General features: G+C 34.7%; 23 protein-coding genes. 21 read left to right on the plus strand and 2 right to left on the minus strand.

Annotation, left to right across the window (positions count from 1 at the left end; translation table 11 throughout):
- Positions 1-77: 77 nt before the first annotated feature.
- Positions 78-494, minus strand: a complete 417-nt coding sequence (arr, locus tag CKJ95_RS19645) for an NAD(+)--rifampin ADP-ribosyltransferase (RefSeq protein ID WP_099355140.1) — start codon at positions 492-494, stop codon at positions 78-80.
- Between the two features lie 333 nt (positions 495-827).
- On the opposite strand from arr, the gene CKJ95_RS19650 reads away from it, so the two are divergent.
- On the plus strand, positions 828-1250 hold the full coding sequence (locus CKJ95_RS19650) for a DUF1801 domain-containing protein (RefSeq protein ID WP_099355141.1): 423 nt from the start codon (positions 828-830) through the stop codon (positions 1248-1250).
- 178 nt (positions 1251-1428) lie between these two features.
- Positions 1429-1854: a VOC family protein gene (locus tag CKJ95_RS19655; protein WP_099355142.1), complete on the plus strand. Its 426-nt coding sequence runs from the start codon at positions 1429-1431 to the stop codon at positions 1852-1854.
- A 91-nt stretch (positions 1855-1945) separates the two neighbouring features.
- Here CKJ95_RS19655 and CKJ95_RS19660 read toward each other — a convergent pair whose 3' ends face one another.
- Entirely contained in the window at positions 1946-3100 is a 1155-nt protein-coding gene (locus CKJ95_RS19660) for a hypothetical protein (RefSeq protein WP_099355143.1), read from the minus strand.
- Between the two features lie 284 nt (positions 3101-3384).
- Here CKJ95_RS19660 and CKJ95_RS19665 point away from each other — a divergent pair, with 284 nt between their 5' ends.
- The 19 genes from CKJ95_RS19665 to CKJ95_RS19760 all read left to right on the plus strand — a co-directional run bounded on the left by CKJ95_RS19665 (position 3385) and on the right by CKJ95_RS19760 (position 21530).
- On the plus strand, positions 3385-5226 hold the full coding sequence (locus CKJ95_RS19665) for a sigma-54 interaction domain-containing protein (RefSeq protein ID WP_257215872.1): 1842 nt from the start codon (positions 3385-3387) through the stop codon (positions 5224-5226).
- Between the two features lie 169 nt (positions 5227-5395).
- Entirely contained in the window at positions 5396-6484 is a 1089-nt protein-coding gene (locus tag CKJ95_RS19670; protein WP_099355144.1) for a tartrate dehydrogenase, read from the plus strand.
- A 44-nt stretch (positions 6485-6528) separates the two neighbouring features.
- A complete protein-coding gene (locus CKJ95_RS24120) occupies positions 6529-6708 on the plus strand; it encodes a hypothetical protein (RefSeq protein ID WP_099355145.1) in 180 nt (59 codons plus the stop codon).
- Between the two features lie 80 nt (positions 6709-6788).
- The gene (locus tag CKJ95_RS19680) at positions 6789-7958 is read left to right on the plus strand and encodes a M20/M25/M40 family metallo-hydrolase (protein WP_099355146.1); all 1170 of its coding nucleotides are present in this window, start codon (positions 6789-6791) and stop codon (positions 7956-7958) included.
- Positions 7959-8361: 403 nt separating this feature from the next.
- Positions 8362-9369, plus strand: coding sequence for a tripartite tricarboxylate transporter substrate binding protein (locus CKJ95_RS19685; protein ID WP_099355147.1), 1008 nt, complete (start codon positions 8362-8364; stop codon positions 9367-9369).
- A gap of 95 nt (positions 9370-9464) precedes the next feature.
- Positions 9465-9878 (plus strand): tripartite tricarboxylate transporter TctB family protein, encoded by a 414-nt coding sequence (locus CKJ95_RS24090; protein WP_099355148.1) that lies wholly within the window; start codon positions 9465-9467, stop codon positions 9876-9878.
- A 57-nt stretch (positions 9879-9935) separates the two neighbouring features.
- Positions 9936-11411, plus strand: a complete 1476-nt coding sequence (locus CKJ95_RS19695; protein ID WP_099355149.1) for a tripartite tricarboxylate transporter permease — start codon at positions 9936-9938, stop codon at positions 11409-11411.
- Positions 11412-12351: 940 nt separating this feature from the next.
- Positions 12352-12585, plus strand: coding sequence for a hypothetical protein (locus CKJ95_RS23940; protein ID WP_099355150.1), 234 nt, complete (start codon positions 12352-12354; stop codon positions 12583-12585).
- 234 nt (positions 12586-12819) lie between these two features.
- Positions 12820-13731 carry an MBL fold metallo-hydrolase gene (locus CKJ95_RS19710; RefSeq protein ID WP_099355175.1) on the plus strand — a complete coding sequence of 304 codons (912 nt, stop codon included), beginning with the start codon at positions 12820-12822 and terminating at the stop codon, positions 13729-13731.
- A 16-nt stretch (positions 13732-13747) separates the two neighbouring features.
- On the plus strand, positions 13748-13882 hold the full coding sequence (locus CKJ95_RS23945) for a hypothetical protein (protein WP_257215873.1): 135 nt from the start codon (positions 13748-13750) through the stop codon (positions 13880-13882).
- Between the two features lie 188 nt (positions 13883-14070).
- Positions 14071-14976 carry an aminoglycoside phosphotransferase family protein gene (locus tag CKJ95_RS19715; protein WP_099355151.1) on the plus strand — a complete coding sequence of 302 codons (906 nt, stop codon included), beginning with the start codon at positions 14071-14073 and terminating at the stop codon, positions 14974-14976.
- Positions 14977-15064: 88 nt separating this feature from the next.
- Positions 15065-15439, plus strand: a complete 375-nt coding sequence (locus tag CKJ95_RS19720; RefSeq protein WP_099355152.1) for a hypothetical protein — start codon at positions 15065-15067, stop codon at positions 15437-15439.
- Positions 15440-15542: 103 nt separating this feature from the next.
- Positions 15543-16211: a DNA alkylation repair protein gene (locus CKJ95_RS19725; protein ID WP_099355153.1), complete on the plus strand. Its 669-nt coding sequence runs from the start codon at positions 15543-15545 to the stop codon at positions 16209-16211.
- A gap of 175 nt (positions 16212-16386) precedes the next feature.
- Positions 16387-17103, plus strand: a complete 717-nt coding sequence (locus tag CKJ95_RS19730; protein ID WP_099355154.1) for a dihydropteridine reductase — start codon at positions 16387-16389, stop codon at positions 17101-17103.
- Positions 17104-17219: 116 nt separating this feature from the next.
- Positions 17220-17414 carry a DUF4083 family protein gene (locus CKJ95_RS19735; RefSeq protein ID WP_099355155.1) on the plus strand — a complete coding sequence of 65 codons (195 nt, stop codon included), beginning with the start codon at positions 17220-17222 and terminating at the stop codon, positions 17412-17414.
- A 221-nt stretch (positions 17415-17635) separates the two neighbouring features.
- Positions 17636-18145 carry a GNAT family N-acetyltransferase gene (locus CKJ95_RS19740; RefSeq protein WP_099355156.1) on the plus strand — a complete coding sequence of 170 codons (510 nt, stop codon included), beginning with the start codon at positions 17636-17638 and terminating at the stop codon, positions 18143-18145.
- 263 nt (positions 18146-18408) lie between these two features.
- On the plus strand, positions 18409-19215 hold the full coding sequence (locus tag CKJ95_RS19750; RefSeq protein ID WP_099355157.1) for an aldo/keto reductase: 807 nt from the start codon (positions 18409-18411) through the stop codon (positions 19213-19215).
- A gap of 244 nt (positions 19216-19459) precedes the next feature.
- Positions 19460-20425, plus strand: coding sequence for an ornithine cyclodeaminase family protein (locus tag CKJ95_RS19755; RefSeq protein WP_099355158.1), 966 nt, complete (start codon positions 19460-19462; stop codon positions 20423-20425).
- Positions 20426-21089: 664 nt separating this feature from the next.
- Positions 21090-21530, plus strand: coding sequence for a GNAT family N-acetyltransferase (locus tag CKJ95_RS19760; RefSeq protein ID WP_099355159.1), 441 nt, complete (start codon positions 21090-21092; stop codon positions 21528-21530).
- The last annotated feature ends 175 nt before the right edge of the window (positions 21531-21705 follow it).

Consider the following 21705-nt stretch of genomic DNA (forward strand, 5'->3'; position numbering starts at 1 on the left):
TGAAAGAAACGGACTGTACGTTTTAATAAAAGAGACACGGCAGGCGAGGAGGCATATCCGCCGCCGTGAAAACTGGATTAATCGTCTATTACAGCTTTTCCTTGTTCACGTAACTTTTTTAAAGATGAGATCATATGATTTATTTCTTCATCGGAATGTCTTTCCCATGAACCTAGTTCAGCTATAATTTTCAAAGGAGATTTAGACCTATAAGAACGTGTTGGGTTACCGGGAAATCTTTTGTCAGTTAAGTTCGGATCATTCTCAAATTCGCCTAATGGCTCTACGATATAAATTCTTTCTTTTGATTTAGCGGTTGCTAATTCAGCGCCCCATTTAGCAGCATCTAATGTTGCAGTAAAATAGATATAGGTAGATTTTTTATCTTGGTAATTTGATAGGTGCTGTGGTTCTAATAAATCACCTATTTTTAGTTCTGCTTTAGTACCGTGGAAAAAAGGACCATTATCTAAGACATCATTTATGTCATTCATATTGATACACTCCTCATATTAGCTTTGGATACCACTATAATATAGGAATTACAAAAAGAGTAGTCTACAAATACTTGATAAAGAGTAGTATAATGTAGATAGGGAGCAAGATATCGAACGACAGCACTTTTTGTTTGCTGGGTTTATGGTCTGTTTCAAAAAGTGATAATAAACAATGGAGAGCATTACTGTAAAAAAGCAGTAATGCTTTTTTTAGTGAAGGTACGTAGTGAAAGAATGGACATTCTTACAGGAAATTACACACGTATTCTAGAATGTAATAATGGTCAATAATGTAAACAGTATTTACTCAGAGAATAGGAGAGAGTATATATGTATGAACCGAAGATGAAAGAAACGGATGATAGTGTAATTGAATTTATTGAGAAGGTGGAAAATGAGAAAAAGAAGGCAGATGCCTATCAGTTATTAAAAATATTTGAAGAGGTAACTGGTTATGACGCAAAAATGTGGGGTCCTAGTATAATAGGATTTGGTAGCTATCACTATAAGTATGCATCAGGACATGAGGGTGATGCGCCTTTAGTGGGATTTTCACCAAGAAAGGCTAAAATTAGTCTATATTTGGCCTATGAAAGTGAGGAAAGGGAAAAATTATTAGAAGGCTTTGGTAAACATACGAAGAGTAAAGCTTGTATATATGTGAATAAATTAGCTGATATCGATACCGATGTTTTAAAGAATTTAATTATACATACAGTTGAAACATATCAGAATCTATATCCGGATGAATAAAGGTATTGCATTGTTTAAATCCATTGCCTACTGACTTATACGCGCCTTATCAGTTTCTGCAATTAATTTATGATACCCACTCGAACCGGTTATTGGAATTTTCATGCAATTCGCAAACCTATTGGTTTATAATAATATTGGAGCACATACTCCGAATAAAATAAGAGGAGCTGAGAACATGCAATTTATTCCTTACTTACAGTTAAACAACGGAAGTACAAGAGAAGCAATTGGATTTTACGAAAAGGTATTTCAAGCGGAAAATTTAGGGGTTATTACTTTTAGTGAAATGCCTTCTACCGAAGATTTTCCTCTCCCTGAGGATGCAAAAGACCTTGTTGCACATGCTACGGTAAGGGTTGGAGAGTCAGTAATTATGTTTTCAGATACATTCCCAGGTCAACCAGCTCAAGAAGGAAACCTAGTGACCATTTGTATCACGTTTGACAATGCAGATAAGGCTCGCGAAATTTTTGAAGCCTTACAGGATGGTGGACAAGTTGAAATGCCACTATCAGAAACAAGTTTTAGTCCTGCTTATGGAGTCATTAAAGATAAATTCGGTGTAACCTTCCAGATCTACACTGAAGGACGTCAAGGTTAATACATACGGTAATAGTAGAAAAACGGCTTTGTACGCATGACAAAGTCGTTTTTTAATGTAGGAGTCATTCATGTAAAATTACCCTCATAGTCTAGAAACCTGAATCTTCTTTTTGGTCTGTTTTCGATAACTTCTTACCTAGTTTTTTTAACCAAGAAGATACCTTCAACGCGTAATATAGAAACAAAAACGCACCAATTGTCATCATGGCATAACCCTGAACTGCTGGTTCAAAAGTGATTCGCTCGTCAGGCGAGAGCTGCAATCCAATGAAAATACCTATGTAAAGAATGAACATATCCCTTAGCGGCTCATACCATTTGACATGTCCCATCTTAACATAGATAAAAAACTGTACAAGAATGGTACAAAAAAGTGCGACGAATTCTCCTGAGCTGTCACTAAAGGACTCACCTACGATGTCCCAATGCGGAAACCAAAAACAAACCATTAGGAGTTGTAAAAAGGAGTGAAGAGAAGTAAATAAAAGACCGTTCTTCCGATTCTTTTTCTCATTTTTCTCCATGATTTTTTTCTGTTCTTCTGTTAGAAAGAGATTATCCAAACCATCAGCCTCTGAACCAATAATGAAGGAAAGTGTTCCATCAAAATGCTTCTTTGGAATCGATTCAATGATCTCAGGATTACTTGGGGTAGCTGTTAAAGCCTTATCCGTATGGTAAATGTCAACCCCATGCTTTTGAAATACGCCAATCCAATCAAATAGGGATTTCTCATCCGGATGAGGAAAGCTGGTAACCTTCACTTGATTTGTGGTATCAACACCATAGATAAAGACTTTTGCGGATCGTACGGGAACAAATTTTGTCCTCATATTATCATTTTCGCCACTTTGAATCTTTGACTTTGCTTTTAATCGATAGTCCATACCGATTAATACATATTTCATATTTTCATATGGAATGGATATGTGGTGTTCTTCATTCATTTTTTTGTCCTTCACGTAGGAATCATAGCCATTTTCACCGAGTTGTATGTTAATAACAACGTCATGGTATTTTCGTAAATTCTTATAGCTGAACCATGAAAACCCAAGAAAGACAAAACCTATCGCAAAAACTAGGATGGATAAACCGAATCCTATCTCGGAAACTTCTTTTGCAGCTAAGACAAACACACCGATTCCAATTATAAAAAAAATAGAGATAAACCCAATATGGCAAACAATGGCCCACTTAGGAAACTGATTCGTAAACTTTCGATTATCCTTTGTTTGTAATTCCATCAACCAATAGCCCCTTTCATTTCTTTATTTTACCAGAAAGAGGTTGGGAAAAAGGGCTTATATTGATTAGGTCTATAGTTGGGTTCTTTGGAAGGTCGAATGCGACAGTAACATTTATTGAACCTAGTTTCAAAGGTTGGAAGTGCCTCAACGCAAACTAATTCAATTAGCGTGTAAATTATAGCTAGTTTACAAGAATCATAATTACCTATATTATAAAGACGGAAGATTCCGAAAAAATATTACGATAAACAATTCTATAAATACATTTTAGGAGTGATCCAATGATAGTACTATTTAAAATGAAGGATTTGCATGAAGAACAAATAAAAAACTATTTAACTGGCTTAGGATACCAAACTGCTAGTTTTTATTCGATTAATTCAATATTAGAAAAAATAATGAATCCGATGGTGATTCTTTCACCAGCAATCTACTTAAATGAATTGGAGGATTTTGGATTGCCAATTATTCCGATTTCGTTAGGAATGGGAGATATTAAAAGCTCAATAAATGAGATATGTGAGAAAAGTGAAAATCTAAAATATACATATATAGCATCATCAAAAGAAATCATGTGGTTAAAAAGTGAATATGGTTTAAATGAAGATATCCGTCTTTCATTTTTGACGGACAAACAATCCTCCGAACTTAACCCCAATCAGATAATCCTTGCTCCAATATGGATGAAGGGATTTATTTCTTCACCAAGAATAAAAAATATACATTATATTAAACCGATTTTCACAACTCTTATACCTTTATTACAAATTGCGTGTTCCTTAGTAAATCTAACTCATGAAATGATAAAAGAAAGATATCAGATAGAGGCAATCGTTAATTCTACACATGACGGAGTGGTTGCAGTTGATAATACAGGTAACATTAGTTTGCTTAACGAACATGCAAAAAAAATACTCGGCATCGAAGGAAATATGAAAGGTCGGAATATTACTGAACTTATACCTCATTCGGATATGCTGCGTGTTTTGAAAACAGGTAAGATAGAAAGGGATGATATAGATACTATTGGTGGTCGACAAGTTGTCATCAACCGCTCACCTGTCATTGTTAGGGAGACAATTGTCGGAGCGGTATCTAACTTTAAAGAAATTACGGATATACAAAAAGTAGAATTACAACTACGAAAAAAACTTCATCAAAATGGATTAGAGGCGAAATATCGATTAAATGATATTGTGGGAGAAACACCAGAAATAACTGAAGTAAAAGACCTTGCAAGGAAATTTGCTAAAACGGAATCGACTGTTCTTATTACAGGGGAGTCTGGTACAGGTAAGGAGTTATTTGCTCAGGGAATTCATACAGCTAGCGATCGTTCACTTGGCCCTTTTGTTGCTGTTAATTGTGCAGCGTTTCCAGAAAACCTATTAGAAAGTGAAATTTTTGGCTACGAGGGAGGTACATTTACAGGTGCTTTAAAGGAGGGTAAACCAGGATTATTTGAGCTTGCTCATGGTGGCTCTTTATTTTTGGATGAAGTGGGAGAGGTAACACTACGAATACAAGCACTTTTATTAAGAGTACTTCAGGAAAAAACGATAAGACGAGTAGGCGGGGATCGAATTATCCCGGTGGATGTGAGGATAATTACGGCTACTAATCGGAACTTAGAAGAAGAGGTTGAAAAGAAACGATTTCGATCAGATTTATATTACCGTTTAAATATTCTTTCGATGGAGCTGCCACCTCTAAGGGATCGTTTAGCAGATATTCCGATATTGGTAAATGCTTTTCTAAAAGAGTTTAATGATAAACGAAAATCTAAAATAGAAATTGTTGAAAAAGAATTAATTGATTTGTTTCAGCAATACGATTGGCCTGGGAATATCCGTGAATTACGAAATGTAGTTGAAAGAATGGTGGTTCTTGAGGAAGGTAATAGTTTAGGACTTCATGGTGCTAAATTTTTATTGGGAAAAATAAAAAGAAGGAACATGTTGGGGGATTTGTCCAATGAGAAAAGCCTAAAAAATAAAGAAAAAGAGCTTATTTTTACTGCATTAGAAAAAAATGGGTTTAATAAAACGTTAGCTGCTAAGTCTCTTGGAATTGATCGTTCTACCCTTTGGAGGAAATTAAAAGAGTATGATTTAAAGGTATAAGTGTTTTAAAACACAACAATGGGTTGCAAATTAAAACAAACTTTTGATAAACAAGGTGATCGTGCCTTGTTTTTTTGTGTGTAATTATTAGATTTTTTTGAATTTTTGTTCCTTGGCATAGAAATTGCATATAAAATACTTGAAAGATATCCGGAAGGGAGTGTAGAATTTGCAACACTATTCTATTGCATTGATTCCTGGTGACGGAATTGGACCAGAAGTCGTTAATGAAGCAGTTAAAGTCTTAAAAAAAGTAGAGGAAATTCATGGCGGAATCAATTTTTCTTTTAAATCATTTGATTGGGGATGTGATTATTATCTCCAACAAGGAAGAATGATGCCAGAAAACGGATTAGATATCCTAAAGGATTTTGATGTAATTCTTTTTGGTGCTGTTGGAGCAAAATCTGTACCTGATCACATTTCCGTATGGGAATTAATTCTGCCTATTCGGCGAAACTTTCATCAGTATGTAAACTTGCGACCAATAAAACTCTTAAAAGGGTTGGAAAGCCCGCTTCGATATAAAAATCATGACGATCTCGACTTTATCGTAGTTAGGGAAAATTCGGAAGGAGAATATTCAAATATTGGTGGACGTCTCCATGAGGGAACTCCTTTCGAAATGGCTATGCAAAATAATATATTTACAAGATATGGTACTGAAAGAATATTAAACTATGCTTATTCGTTGGCGGATAAAAGAGTAAGGAAAAATCTTTCAGTTGCAACAAAATCTAATGCGATGAACTACACCATGCCTTTTTGGGATGAGGTTGTGAGAGAAATAGGTAGCAGTTATCCTGAGGTAAAAACAGAATTTTATCATGTTGATGCACTGGCAGCACAATTTATTTCTAGACCAGAGATGTTAGATGTTGTCGTCGGAAGTAATTTATTTGGTGATATTCTTACAGATTTGGGTGCGGCTATTGTTGGAGGATTAGGAATGGCTCCATCTGGGAACATCAATCCGGAACGAACCTATCCTTCTATGTTTGAACCGATTCATGGTTCTGCCCCTGATATTGCAGGCAAAGGAATTGCGAATCCAATTGCTACAATTTGGAGTGTTAGCCTCATGATGGACCATCTTGAAATTCCTAATGTTGGTAAGTTAATCCTTGAGGCCATTGAAGAAGTCTTACTTGAAGGGAATGTAAGAACACCAGATTTGAAGGGTACAAATACAACAATTGAAATGGGAGATGCAATTATTTCAAAAATGCTTCAATTAAGTCTAAGTCCCAAAGTATAACGAACGAGATAGAAACAGGAATATTCCAGGGGATGGTTAGTGGAATGGAAAAAGAAAATATGGTGATCTTACCAAGCATTAAGGGAAGTGGCAGTCATAACTGGAGCTGGAAGCGGAATTTGCAGGGCAACAGCTATTCTACTGGAAAAAAACGGAGCATCGCTTTTTCTAATGAGTCAAAATGTGGAAAAATTGAGGTAACACAGGATGATCATTTACTTTAAATATTACATATGTCCACTTCGATTATGATTTTGAAACGAATATAATAAATGTTTTACTCTGAAAGGAAGGGGAGAATTTGTTGACAGCGGAAAAAATACTTTCGGATTACATGGAAAAACACACTGAGCATTTTCTAACGTTGTTAAAAGAAGCAGTACTTTTGGAAAGTCCGACTGAGGGAGACAAGGAAGACCTTAAAAAATGTAGGAACTATTTTGAAAAGATATTTTCTGAAATAGGCTTTTCTTGCACCGTTGTCCCTAGCAATGACAAACGTTATGGCGATCATTTGCTTCTTGAGTTTGGGGAAGGTGAAGAGCAAATTTTATTTGTTGGACATTATGATACCGTTTATCCAAAAGGGTCTTTTGGTGACTTATGGAAACAAGAAGGTACAAAGATATGGGGACCAGGTGTCCTCGATATGAAGGGCGGAAATATCCAGGTATATATGGTTTCGAAAGCCCTTAAGGAGCTTAAGCTACTACCTGAAAATAAAAAGATTGTATTTTTCTTAAGCTCTGATGAAGAAGCTGGAAGCTATTCATCAAACATGCATTATAAAAAGCAAGCTAAAAAGAGTAAGGCCGCTTTTGTTATGGAAAGTACGAGAGGTGACTATGTAGGTGGTTTAAAAATAGGCCGCTTTGGAAGAGGGAACTATACGTTTTTTGCACAGGGAAAACCTGCACATTCTGGTCAGGAGCCGGAAAATGCTAAGAGCGGTTTACTGGAGCTTGCAAAGCAGGCTGTTTATTTGGAAGGTCTAACAGACATCAATAAAGGTTTGACGGTAGCGTGTACTTGTTTGAAGAGTGGGAATGCAGGATGGCCTACAGTACCTGGTGACGGTGAACTGACGATTGATGCAAGATTTGCCTCATCAGAAATGGCTATAGAATATGATAGGTTGTTTAAAAATCTTAAGCCATTTAATCCTGAAGTTAAAATTACTACAACTGGTGGAATTGAAAAACCACCTTTTGATGAAAATGAACTAAATCATAGAGCTCTCTATGAACTGGCTAAAGAGGTTGGAAGTAAGTTCGGTTTAAACATGCATGGTTATGTTACAAGAGGTGGAAGTGACGGAAACTTTACTGCATCAGTAGGTTGTCCAACACTTGACGGTCTTGGAATGAGTGGGGATTTTGTTCATCAACCTGGAAAAGAGTATATTAATACAGATCATATTAGCATAAGAAGTGCATTTGTGGCACAGATGGTTCTTGAGGTGTTTCGAAGATAGAAGGATCAGGGATGGCAAAGGCCATTAGAGAGGAAGTTATTCAATTAGTTTTTACTTAAATTTCCTAACTAAGAAATGACTATTATTAAATACTCAGCGATTCACCCTAAGTTGAGAAATAAAAGAACTTGAATCATAGTGTCATAAGATAAAACACTGTGATGGAATCTGAAACAACAACATGTGTAGTTAAATTAGTACAAATTTTTTATATAGCTTATATATTACAGGATTTGCTGAATTCAGATAAGTATATAAATTGCAAAAATCTAGATAAGAAAGCGAGGTGATAGATATTTAGTATACATGTTTGTTAATTACCAAGTTTTATTGAAGTAAGTATTCTTTTAAAAAAGGCGACTAGTTTAATTGTTTTATAAAAATATTATTGGGGGTAATTATTTTGCAATTAACAAATAAATTGAAACTTGTTTCTTTACTAATAATTCCTTTTATTTTATTTGTGTTAACTGGATGTGGAAACTCAAGCACATCAAATCAGGAAAGTTCAAATAATTCTAGTGGAAGCTATCCAGAGAAAGACATAACAATGATTTTACCATGGGCACCTGGCGGATCAGGTGATAACACTGCCAGGCCTACTATCGAAAAGTTAAGTGAATTACTAGGTACCTCAGTAGTTTTAATTAGCAAGGAAGGAGCAGGAGGTTCAATTGGTACAGGAGAGGTTGCAAGGGCGAAAGCGGATGGATATACACTTTTAAACGGTGGATCTCTTAGTACAGTGGTTACCACGCCTTTAACTACTGAGACAGGTTATTCATTAGATGATTTAATTCCGATTGCACAACTCACAGCGGTATCACTTGTTTTAGCGACTACACCGGAATCTCCATATCAAACATTAGAAGAACTAATATCTTATGCAAAAGAGCATCCTGGTGAAGTAAAAGTTTCTACTCCTGGTGCTTCTTCAACTCAGAGTATTGTTTTAAATGAATTCATGAATATAACTGGAACCGAACTCGAACTCATTCCTTACGATGGGTCCTCACCTGCTTATAATGCACTTTTAAATGGAGAAGTAGATTTGTGGATGGGTGTTGAAAGTGAAATGGTTGGAAAAAATTTAACTCTTTTAGGAACATCTTCACCTGAAAGATTGGAAGTAATTAAGGATACACCTACATTTAAAGAAATGGGATATGAAGACCTGGTATTTACTTCTGGATTTGGAGTCTTTGCCCCAAAGGGTACTCCGGAAGAAATTATTCAAAAAATAGAAGGAAATTTAAATAAAGTATACAACGATCCCGAGGTTCAAACTGTTTGGAAAAAAGCTGGGTTAACTCCACAGTATTTAGGTTCCGATGATTATTCGAAGGAGCTTAAGCGCCAGTATGATATTGCATATAACGTTTTAAAGGAATTAGATTTACTAAAAAAATAAGAGGCTTACTTTAGTTTTAATACATATGCCAAGATTTTAGTCGATAAGATTTTGGCATATGTCAGAACTAAATTAATAGTTTGGTGGTGAGAAAGATGAATAGCTATAACCTACCTGGATTTATTCTACTATTTTTTTCTTTATGTTTCATATTCTATATGAATCTTTATTCAAACCTTCCATTTGAGACAATTTTATTTCCAATGATATTGATGGGAATCTTGTGTATTTGTAGCATTAAATTAATAATTCAAGGATTTATAAAAAGAAGGCAATTAAAGATGCCTGAATTTAATTGGAATCGTGTTACATTATTAATTATTTTAGGATTGGTATATGTATATATCTTGGATTTCCTTGGTTTCATAATAACTACTATTTTATTTTTATTTACTTTGCTTTTAATAGCCGGAAATCGAAAACCTATCCAATTGATAAGCATTACGGTTGTGACAACAGTGGGTGTCTATCTGATCTTTGAGAAATTACTTAATGTTTACTTACCATAATTTGAACTTGAACTGACAGATGTTATAAAGTATTTTGGAAAGGAATGAAACGTATATATGGCGGAAGTTGTTAACGCCTTTGCAACTCTTCTAAGTCCCGAAAATTTGTTGTGGATTATCGCAGGAGTATTGGTAGGAACAGTATTTGGAGCTATTCCTGGTCTTACAGCAACTACTGGGATTGCATTATTTTTACCACTAACTTTTTCAATGGATTTTACACAATCTATGGCTTTTTTACTTGGAATTTATACTAGTGGCTTTTGGTCGGGTAGTATACCCGCGATCTTAGTAAACACTCCCGGAGCTCCGGGGAATGCAGCAACTGTCTTTGACGGTTATCCGATGGCAAAACAAGGTAGAGCAGGAGATGCTCTGGGTTTTTCAATATTAAGCTCATTTATAGGGGGAATTATCTCTGCAATTGCGCTATATTTCTTAGCTAGTTACATTTCAAAGATTGCTATAAACATTGCGTCCCCAGAATATTTTTCGCTAGGTGTGTTGGCCCTCGTATCAATTGGTGCTGTATCTGGGGAAAATTTCACAAAGGGGATTGCTGCCGGATCAATCGGGGTATTTTTGAGTACTATAGGTATTGATCCAATCCTTGGAACCCCAAGACTTACTTTTGATATCGTTCCATTATTAAGTGGAATAGCTATTATTCCAGCACTTGTTGGTTTATTTGCAGTCACCGAGGTATTTATAAGACTTGAGCACAATAACAAGGAAGAGAGCACCATCGCACTCCAAAAAACAAAAAATACTTTTATGTTACTAAAGGAAATGTTAGAACATAAATGGGTTTTATTCAAAAGTGTGTTAATTGGAATACTTATTGGTGCCTTGCCGGGAACAGGACCAGGTGTTGCTTCTTTTATCGCATATAACGAAGCGAAAAGATCATCAAAAAAACCTGAGACATATGGTAAAGGGAATGTTGGTGGGGTCATATCGGTAGAAAGTTCAAATAATGCAGTAACAGGTGGTGCTTTAATTCCATTATTAACATTAGGTATCCCAGGAGATACTGTTACAGCTATTCTTATTGGTGCACTTATCATTCAGGGCATTCAACCAGGGCCAAGCTTCATTGTAGAAAACTATGATTTATTTACCAATATCCTTGCTATTTTGGTAATCTCAAATATTCTTATGTTAGTAGTTGGATTATTTGGTTCTAAATTATTTCCATTAATCTTAAAGATACGGACTGAAATCTTAATGCCAGTCTTAATGGTTGTAATGGTTGCTGGCGGCTATGCTTATAATCACTCTTTATTTGATATTCAAATTTTGATGATTCTAGGAATCATAGGATATTTTATGTACAAATTTGGATTTCCTATACCACCCCTCGTTATAGGCTTAGTATTAGGTCCAATTGTGGAAACTAATTTTAGAAGGGCACTATTAGCTAACGATATGGATGTAACTATATTTTTTACAAGACCTATCAGTTTAACTATATTACTCTTAACAATTGTAATAACATTTTTCATTTTAAAAATGAATAAACAAAGTTATTAGGAAAGTGATAATGTTAAAGATAATGGTGTTCTTGAATATAGGCCCGATAGAATGATTTAAAATTATTTTATCGGGCCTATTCTTAAATATTCTGAAGGAAAAATAAAACGGTTCTAAATTTGATTGCCGAAATAAATGATATACTTGTTTTATATTTTTTAAATAACACTTTATTACACTTCTTTTCACTCTCAACTTGATTTATTTAACCATCGTAAAGAACCACTATTAGTATATGAGAAAATCATCTTTGAAGGACACAGACTGTAATGGTCCTAACAAAATAGTAATTATAAGTAAGGTATTTTTACGAAAAGAAAATTTACTAATAAAAAAACGAATCGTTGGTCGAAAAATAAAGCGCAGCTATATCAATTTAATGATTTTGATCCATATGTATCCATCTATAATGCCAAATATTAAATTTTTTTCTTTTTTGTAATTAACAATTTGTTAATTAATAATCATTAAAGGAGTGGAGGAAATGAAGGTTTTAAAAGACTGGACCTTGTTTGAAAAGCTATGGCTTGGGCACACGGGGTCAGGTCCCAAATATTGGATTTGACTCCGAAAAAGTCGGATAATTAGCTATTATCAATTTAGTCTAAGAAAGTACCTTTCGGCAATAGATAGTGAATTTAATGACTATGTAGAGAAGTTGGAGTATGAAGGTGTTTTACCGTTAAAAGAACAAGCATTTTATCATCCATTAAATGATGAGGTATTAAAAGCTTATAATAATTTTTCATTACTCCTAAGAGGCTCATCATAATAACTAAATAAGTTACTCTATAACGATTTTAAAACTAACGGTGTGATGATCCAAGAAGGATTACGCACATTTTTGTTGAAGTATATTACCTAACAAGCAGGTCCGGAAAAGAATTAAAATGAAGAAATTATCATAGTGTTACAAATTACTAGGCAGGGGTGATGGCTTATCGATAAAAGAAATCGTTTAGGTGACGAACCTTTTAATTTTCGAGTGACAAAAGATAATACAGTCTTTTTGCATTATCATGGTAGACAGGTAAAAATTTTAAGAGGAACACAAGCAGAGAAATTTCTAAAGAGAATTAGTGTTGCAGAGAATACGACCGAAGCACAATTAATAATGGCGAAAATCACTGGAAATTTCAAAAGGGGTAATGAACGAAAAACGGAAGAACAATAATTAATTGGGATTAGATTCTAGATACCATAACTTTCTGTTAATAAGAAAATAATATTAATGTTGTTTTATAATCAAAAATTGTTAATAATTGCCATCGTAGAATGAGAATCAATGGTGTAGGTAACTATGGGTGAGGCAAAATTGGTTAAAGTTTATTGGAAGGATTTATCTCCTGAAATCCAATATAGAAAGGCTGGGACAAGGGACCTGTCCCTCTGTCCCACAGGTGAGTGTATGAAGACAAGGTATCGAAATTTGAATGATGTGACTAATAAGAAATCGTTTCGGGATATGCGTAAGTGGCAGAAGGAAAGACGAAGGAAAGTGAAGGATTTAAGTGTAAATATACCGCAATGTACAGAAAAAAGGATCCAAGAAGTGAAGGGAAATAGAAGTCAAACTTCTTATACTTGGATTGGTCATTCTACCTTTTTGTTTCAGCTTGGTGGTCTTAATATTCTTACTGATCCGGTATGGGCGAAACGAATGGGTTTTGAGAAGCGGTTAACTGATCCTGGAATTCCGTTGGAAGATTTGCCGGAAATTGATGTTGTGGTTATATCACATGGTCATTATGACCATCTAGACTTTCCAACGTTGAAAAAACTAAAAGGAAATCCGACCTATTTTGTTCCCATTGGGTTGAAATCTCTTTTTATCAAAAAAGGGTATCAACATGTAAGAGAAATGAGTTGGTGGGAATCACTAGAATACAAAGGGATCAATATACATTTTGTCCCAGCTCAGCACTGGACAAGAAGGTCGCTTAACGATATGAATACGTCCCATTGGGGTGGATGGATATTTCAAACGACCGGTGAAACGTTTTACTTTGTCGGCGATACAGGCTATTTCTCCGGTTTTAAGGAAATAGCTGCACGTTTTATGATTGATATCGTTTTTATGCCAATTGGCGCATATGAACCGGAATGGTTTATGGCAGACTCGCATATTTCACCTGAAGATAGTGTGAAGGCATTTATCGAACTAGAAGCGAAGCAGTTTGTTCCCATGCACTATGGTGCTTATCGATTGGCAGATGATACAGGGCCCGAAGCCTTAGACCGATTACTACGAGAATGGGAAAAACGCCAACTGCCGAAGGAGCAATTGAAGGTTTTAGCAATAGGGGAAACCGTGATGTAATTAAAGTGAAGCCGATATGATTTATGTGTATGAAAATGGAAAACTTGTAGCGAAAACAGTTGCAACTACTGCAAAAGGTGGGTTTTATGATCAATTACATCACCTTGAAATCCATATGGAGAAAAAACAGATAAAGATTACGAGACCATAACTTCGTCCTTAAACGTAGAACAATCGGAGCGGGTCGTTGTGAAAAACCAATGATTACATTTAAAGAACCTATGACCAATGTAGAGAAAGCTTATCAACTATTGGTGGATCATTTCAATCACTTAGTTATGCTCTTTTCTTTCGTTTTTGTTTTTTTACTAGATGAACCATTCTAAAAGGGGGTAAATGATGGATAGTAAAAGTAAAAATGTGGAGTTTGAATGGGTTAAAGATACCATTTCCAGAAATTTTGGGAATGTACAAATCAATCACATTTTGGAACTTGGGGAAGGATTTCGGAGCAAGGCATTTTTAATAAATGATAAGATGGTTTTTCGTTTTCCAAAGGAAGAAGCTGGAGCCATTGATACAGAGAAGGAAATAAAGATGCTGCCATTCTTAAACAAACAGATTACCCTAAACATACCTGAATTTATTTATTGTGGAAAACAAAATAATGGATATCCTTTTGTCGGCTACCTACTAGTGCAAGGAGAGCCAATGAATGAGCGGCAGTTTCATTCGTTATCAATGGAAATAAAGACTAGGATCTGTGATCAGATTGCTGAATTTATCGACCAAATTAGTTCCTTCAATGTTAAGAGGGCAAGGGAGCTTACTGTACATGAAATAAACTTTTATCAAGAATATCTAGAAACCTTTCGAGAAGTTCAGGAAAAGTGCTTTCCAATAATTAATAAAGAATTGCAAGATTATATTTCCTCTAGATTTACATCCTACATAGAAAATAAAAATAACTTCGTATATACACCTAAGCTGCTTCATTCAGATTTATCACTAGACCATCTAATGTTTGATAGTAAGAAGGAGGAACTCACAGGAATCATCGATTTTGGTGATATGAGGATAGGCGATCCAGATTATGAATATGTATATTTGCTAGAAGAGTGCGGAGAAGAAATTACAAGGTATGTAATGGAAAGAAGAAACGAGGAAAACATTCAAGAGAAACTTTTGACAGCCAATAATGTTCAGCTATTCCTAGAAGGTCTAAAAAGTAACAATGACGAGTTGACAGAAGAGGCAATTACACTCATTGAGTATGAAATGGAAAATTACGAGACTGAAGACTAGAAGCAAGCAAAAGGTAGATCCTCAATCGGGCCCGAAACAGGAAGAAAAATGAGGTGTTTTTATTTTAGAAAAACTCAGGAAAATTAATATGAAAACTGCTGTATTTATGGGAATTGTTTTTTACTCTTTGACTATCTTAATCCACATTCTTATTATAAGCAAAAGTATTCCATTCATATGGGTTAATGGTGGAAGGTCTGAATCATTCGCTGAACAGCTACCAATATCTGTTATAAATATCGTTATTTCTATTATTGGAGTAGTTTTTACGTTGATTGTTTGTAGAATTAAACTATATAAATACAAAAGAGGAATAACCGTTATATGTTGGTTTTTTGTTGTACTTTGGTCTTTTGGATTTATACAACAATTGTTTGGAACACCTTTTGAAAAAATGGTTTGTTCGTTAGTATTGCTTATTGGAGTTATCTCGAACTTGCGTATGGCGATTGAAAAAAAATAGCTGTAACTATTTAATTAATAAGTTTGTGAACAATTACTTATAACGAAATTGAATTCTTCAAGTTATATTATGAACCAGTGCTTTAATAAAGGAGTTGTATAAAATGAATGAAAATAAAGGTACAGAAATAAAACGCTCTTCAAAAGCAGAAAACATTCTATCTCAGATCAATAGTAAAACTATGCTTGGCGACTTACGAAAAATCGCGAAGGACATTAAAAAGGATCATGAACTAGCTATGGAACTATGGTCAACTGAAGAGTTCTTGCCCAGACTATTAGCAATCTTAATTATGGACAAAAAACTTCTTTCGCTAGATGTGCTAAATAATCTTGATAAGGATATGCAGATTCACACTTTTAAAGAGCGAAATAACTTAATGGATTGGTTAATGGCTAATCAGCTCACAAAGGACAAAAAGAAAATTGCAATGATGGAGTCATGGGAAAATAGTCCTTCTGCGCTTCAAAGGAGAGCTTTCTGGTATTATCAAGGGCGATTGAGATGGACTGGACAAACACCGCCTGATAATACCGAATACTTGCTATCTGCATTAGAGGCTAATATTACGCATGAAGAACCGGAAGTTCAATGGGCTATGAATTTCACGGCAGGTTGGATAGGCGTATATGATGAAAAAAATCGTGCGCGTTGTATTAAACTTGGTGAGAAAACGGGTCTTTACAAAGATGAAAAAGTAGCAAAAGGATGTACTCCAAGCTATTTACCGGAGTTCATTAAGATTGAAGTTAACAAACGACATAATAAGTAGTTACCTCTGAAAGCTTCAATAGGGTGATGCAAAGAATAAAGGAATACAAAGCCTTATAATATAAATAGAAACAGTATATTTCATTAAAATTATCAAACTTTTTAATTGAGAATTATTATCACTTATTGTATAGTTGGTAGGAACGATACATATTCATCGAGAAGGAGATTATATAATGCAAATATACTGGACTAAAATAAATAAGATTATTGAGGAAACGCCTGAGGTCAAAACGTACCTACTGGACCGTCCGGAAGACTTTACTTGGGAGGAAGGTTCCCACACTCACTTTGCACTGAAAGGTTTCAACGCTGGAGATAAACCAAATAAGAGTCTGGTTCGTCATATGTCTATCTCTACTTTACCGTACGAAAATGCAATCGGTATCACAACACGCATCAGAGAGCAGTGTTCTGAGTTTAAATCGATTTTAAGAACTCTTGAAGTTGGCAATGAAGTTGCACTATTTAAAACACATTCGAATGTACCACTGAAAAGGGAAGATAAAAATATTTACCTGCTTTCATCAGGTGTCGGCCTAGCAACTTTTAGACCGCTTGTTCTTGAATATTTCGAACGTGCTTCCAACGTTAATCAAATCCATTCCTTGAACATCGATTCATCAAAAGAATTCCTATTTACCAATATTTTTAAATCAGTACCTGAAAAGAACTTCACGGCACACTTCGTCGATAACCGTAAAGACTATTATGAAGCAGTGCAAAATCTTGCTTCAGATAAAAATGGACTTTTCTATGTTGTTGGTAGCGAAGATTTCGTTGTCCAGAACATAGAAGTACTGCGTGAGCAGGACATAAAGCCAGAACAAATTATCCTCGATAAGCGCGAACAAGAATTGCCTAAATTTTTTTCAGTTAATTTATCAAGTTAAGAGGGCTTTATAGTAAGTTTGTTTTCGTAAAGTTTATTGTTTTAGGATATGGAGGTTTTAGGACTAACAAGAATATGTTAAAATTATAAAAAAATGGAAAGTGGGCATTGAGATATATGGAAGGTTTTAATGTAGCTTCGCTATTCTTTTTGGGTATAGTTATTATTCTTGTAGTCTTATTCGTAGTTTCTTTCACGCTTTTTATCCGGAAAATACTTATCAAGTCTTCTATAAAAAGGAATCAATCAGTTGAGATAGAAAAGAAACTTGATAAAATCATAGATTTACTCGAAAGGGATAAAAACTACTAAAGAAAATGAGGAAGACCTTCATATATCAACTGTATGGCGGTTGTTTTGGCAAATATAAATAAGAATATGTTCAACCGGTTTTCAAATGCTAAATTCTTTCCAAATTGAAGCACTTATACGTAAAGAAACGGGTTCGTTAGTTAAACAAGAATACATATATAAAACACCGATCTAATTTCGGTGTTTTTTGTAGTAAATTAATGAATATAGGAGAAGAAAAGATGGTTAAGGTAATAGAATTAGCAAGTAACGAAGTAATACAAAAAGTATCAGATCTCTATAAAGAAATATGGAATAGTGAGGATGATTCAATTAAAGAACGGATTTTAAAACATAGCTCATATAAGGGGTTTAGAGGGTTTGCAATCCTGTCTAAAGAAGATAGAGTAATAGGTTTCGCTTATGGTTATACTTCATTACCTGGACAGTTTTATCACGAATTACTTGCAAAGGAATTTAATTCTGAAGAATATCATGAATGGTTACAAGATTGTTTTGAATTTGTTGAGTTAGCCGTCCATCCATCCTATAGAAAACAGGGTCTTGGTAAATTGTTAATTACAAAGCTAGTAGAAGGCGTTGACAATAGCACCACAATATTAACAACTCAAATTAATAATAATTCCGCACGTTCACTATACGATTCATTGCAATGGAAGGTTCTAAAAGAACCTTTTTATCCAGGCAATTCTAAACAGCCCTATGTGATAATGGGTAAAAAACTAAGGTAGTCCTTTTTACAAGAAAACTATGTAATCACCCGAAACTATAAGAGATACTAATAAGAAATACAACGATTGGGTATTAGAATACGACAGAAATGAAATAAATCAGATTTTCAAATAAAGGTATGTTTCTTGTTTAACTTAACGGTGCGTTGATCTAAATAGGATTAATTCCTTTTATTATTCTAGTTTTTGAAAATTCTATAATTTTGTTATAATGTACTTTGTTAGTAAAGTAATTAGCGTATACAGAGGGAGTGCTTAAAATTATGGAATACATAACACTTAATAATGGGTTAAAAATGCCAATTATAGGTACAGGTACAAATACTTATGGAAAAGAAAATAAAGAGTATAACGGGGAGTTAACAAATGAAATTCCTGAACTAGTATCAGCACTTGAGTTGGGGTACCGTTCAATAGACGCAGCCATCATTTATCGAAACGAAGAACTTGTCGGAAGAGTTTTAGCAGAAAGCACAGTGCCTCGAGAAGAGTTATTCATTACGACAAAAGTTCCAGGCAACGAAGAATATATTTCTTCAAAGGAAGCTACTCGAGCAGCTATCGATAACAGTCTAAAAAACTTCCAAACAGACTATCTCGACCTTCTTCTTATTCACTTCCCTATCGAAGACAAAGTCCAACTTAAAAACACTTGGGAAGTCTTTGAAGAATATTACGAAGCGGGCAAACTAAAAGCAATCGGCGTTTCAAACTTTGGAAAAAATCATCTAGATGAATTGAAAGAATTTGCTAAAGTAAAGCCAGCTGTTAATCAAATACAAGTTAACTTAAAAGAACCTAACAAAGATCTCCTTGCCGTATTAAAAGACGAGGGCATTACCCCTGTTGCATGGGGACCTATGAAAACCGAACCCCATCAAAAAGAAGTTTTGGATGAAATCGGTAAATCCTATAAAAAATCTGGCGCACAAGTCTTATTAAAATACCAAATTCAACGCGGTGTGATCGTTATTCCTAAATCTCACAACCGTGAAAATCAAGCATCTAATATAGATCTTTTCGATTTCGTATTATCTGCAGAAGATATAGAAAAAATTGAAAGTTTATAATTAATTAGTCCTTCATCCTAGTGATATTAAAAATATCGCTAGGATTTTGATTTTTTTAAACAATGATTTTGGAGTAGTAACGTTTTGTATTGAACTAAAGGAGCGGGTTTGTTGATTAAGAAAGATAATACAGAGTTAAGAGTTTTTCAATTTTTTAGAGGTTTTTAAAGAAATGTGAGCGAATGTATCAGTAATTATTAAGTTTACTAATCACCACCTCTTAAATAAAGGAGAATTCTTTATAATGAAAACATTATTACTAACTCGTTCAGAAATACTGAACTTATTGGAACCTTTAGAGCTTTACCCAGAACTTAAAAAAGCATTTGTTTCATATTCGTTAAATCGTAAGATCCCAGCGCAAAGGGCTCGTTCCATCCTTCCTCAAGATAACACCAGTGTAATGCTCTTGTTCCCTGGGCTCATCTCAAATATTCCAGCATATACAGTAAAAGATCATGCGAAATTTCCAACTCAATCTCCTTCTATTAAAGGTGTAATAAACCTACATGATCTAGAAACTGGACATTTATTAGCGATAATGGACTCTACCTATATTACTGCTATTCGAACAGGCTTATCAGGTGCTATTGGTACTCACATATTAGCACGAAGGGGTGCTGAACATGTAGCAATTATTGGCGCAGGGGTTCAAGGCACACTTCAACTTCGCTCTCTTACCTATTTTAGAGAAATCACTAGAGTATTTGTTTATGACACATCATTTGAGAAGGCATGTGCTTTCGCGGAAAATATTACTGAGGAGTTAAAGATTCCGATAACTGTCTGTAATAGTGTTGAAGAAGCAACAAACGAAGCGGATATTATTATAACTGCTACATGGGCGAGAGAGGCTTTTGTGTTTTCTAGCATGGTTAAAAAAGGTGTTCATATTACGACTCTCGGTCCGGATGAGCCGGGTAAATGTGAAGTTAGCGCAGAGTTAATCGAGAAGTCCAAATTTATTTGTGATGATAAAGATTTAGCTGTGCAAATGGGAGCTATAGGTGGAGTAGGATTAACAGAGGATAACATTCATGCTGAAATTGGTGAGGTTATTAACGACCAAAGTTTAGGAAGAACAAATGACGACCAAATTACAGTATATGGATGCGTGGGGTTAGCTTTTCAAGATTTAGTAGGAGCATGGCATGTCTACCAGAAAGCTAAAGAATTAAAACAAGGCCGATATATTGATTTTTTAGGATAGGGAGATTTATTCTGATTCTTCTTCAACTAACGTGGCAGGTTAGTTGAATAAGAAAAGATAGGCTTAATGTCAAAGTGGTACCTAATTACGACATAAAAAACTAGAGAGAAAAATGTTTTCTCCCTAGCGAATTGGCAAAGGCTTCGTATCCTTCACCCATAATAATCATAACAATAAATTCATTGATAAGTGTTGGTAAATATATCAAATAGACTTACTCTTTATTAGATAGGTCAAAACTATTCCTTTGGTTGATGTAAAGTAATTTTTTCGAAGAATTTTTGAAATGCAAAATTAACATATGCATTCGTGATTAATAATAAGAAAAATTGAAATGAGCTAACTTTTAATTTGAAAAAATTTAATTTCCTTAATAACTTAATACCTGGATATGCATATATGAGATCTGCAATGATGTTATTAGAACCAACCCTTAAGTTTTCTCTAGTATGGATTAAAATTTATTGACCTTATACAGCTAGATTAATTATGTCGGGTTCCATGAAATTATGATACTATACACTTCATTTTTGATCTAACAGGGCAGGTTTGTTTATATAGCAGGTTTGCAAAATCAAGCTAATTCCTCAAATATTATAGAAAGAGGAAGGAGGGTTCCCCCATTAGTATAAACCGTTGATTCTTATAGAAAGAGGGGAAAAACATGCTGGATGTAAGAATTATTGAACCAGAAATGACATACAGTCTTAGGCATACGGTTTTGCGTCCTAACCAAAGCATTGAGGACTCTAAATATGATACAGACCATGAAAAGGATGCATTTCATGTCGGTGCTTTTTTTCAAGGGAAATTGATTAGTGTCGCATCCTTTATTAGAGAAAATAATCCTGATTTCGATATTGAAAGACAATATCGTTTAAGACAAATGGCTACACTTGAGGAATATCGAAAATTAGGAGCTGGAAGAGCAGTGGTAAGCTTTGCCGAGAATATTATAAAAGAACATGGTTTTGACTTTCTATGGTGTAAAGGAAGGACCACAGTTCAAAAGTATTATGAGAAATTGGGGTTCGAGCCACATGGAAATATTTTTGATTATCCACCTATTGGTTTACATATCGTGATGTGTAAAAAACTATCATAATGAACTGTATTCTACCGAAATGACAGGACGCTCTAGGGTGCGTTGATCCAAGAAGGATTAGCGCACTTTTTGTTGAAGTTATAAAACTAAAGATGCAGATTAGTGCAATAGGAACCTGGTAAAACCAATGTTATTGTTCTCTTGGAGATAAAAGGGGCTGTCCCATAAGTCCTAA

Origin of the sequence: Fredinandcohnia onubensis (assembly GCF_002734285.1) — a bacterium.
GTDB lineage: Bacteria > Bacillota > Bacilli > Bacillales > Bacillaceae_L > Ferdinandcohnia > Ferdinandcohnia onubensis_A.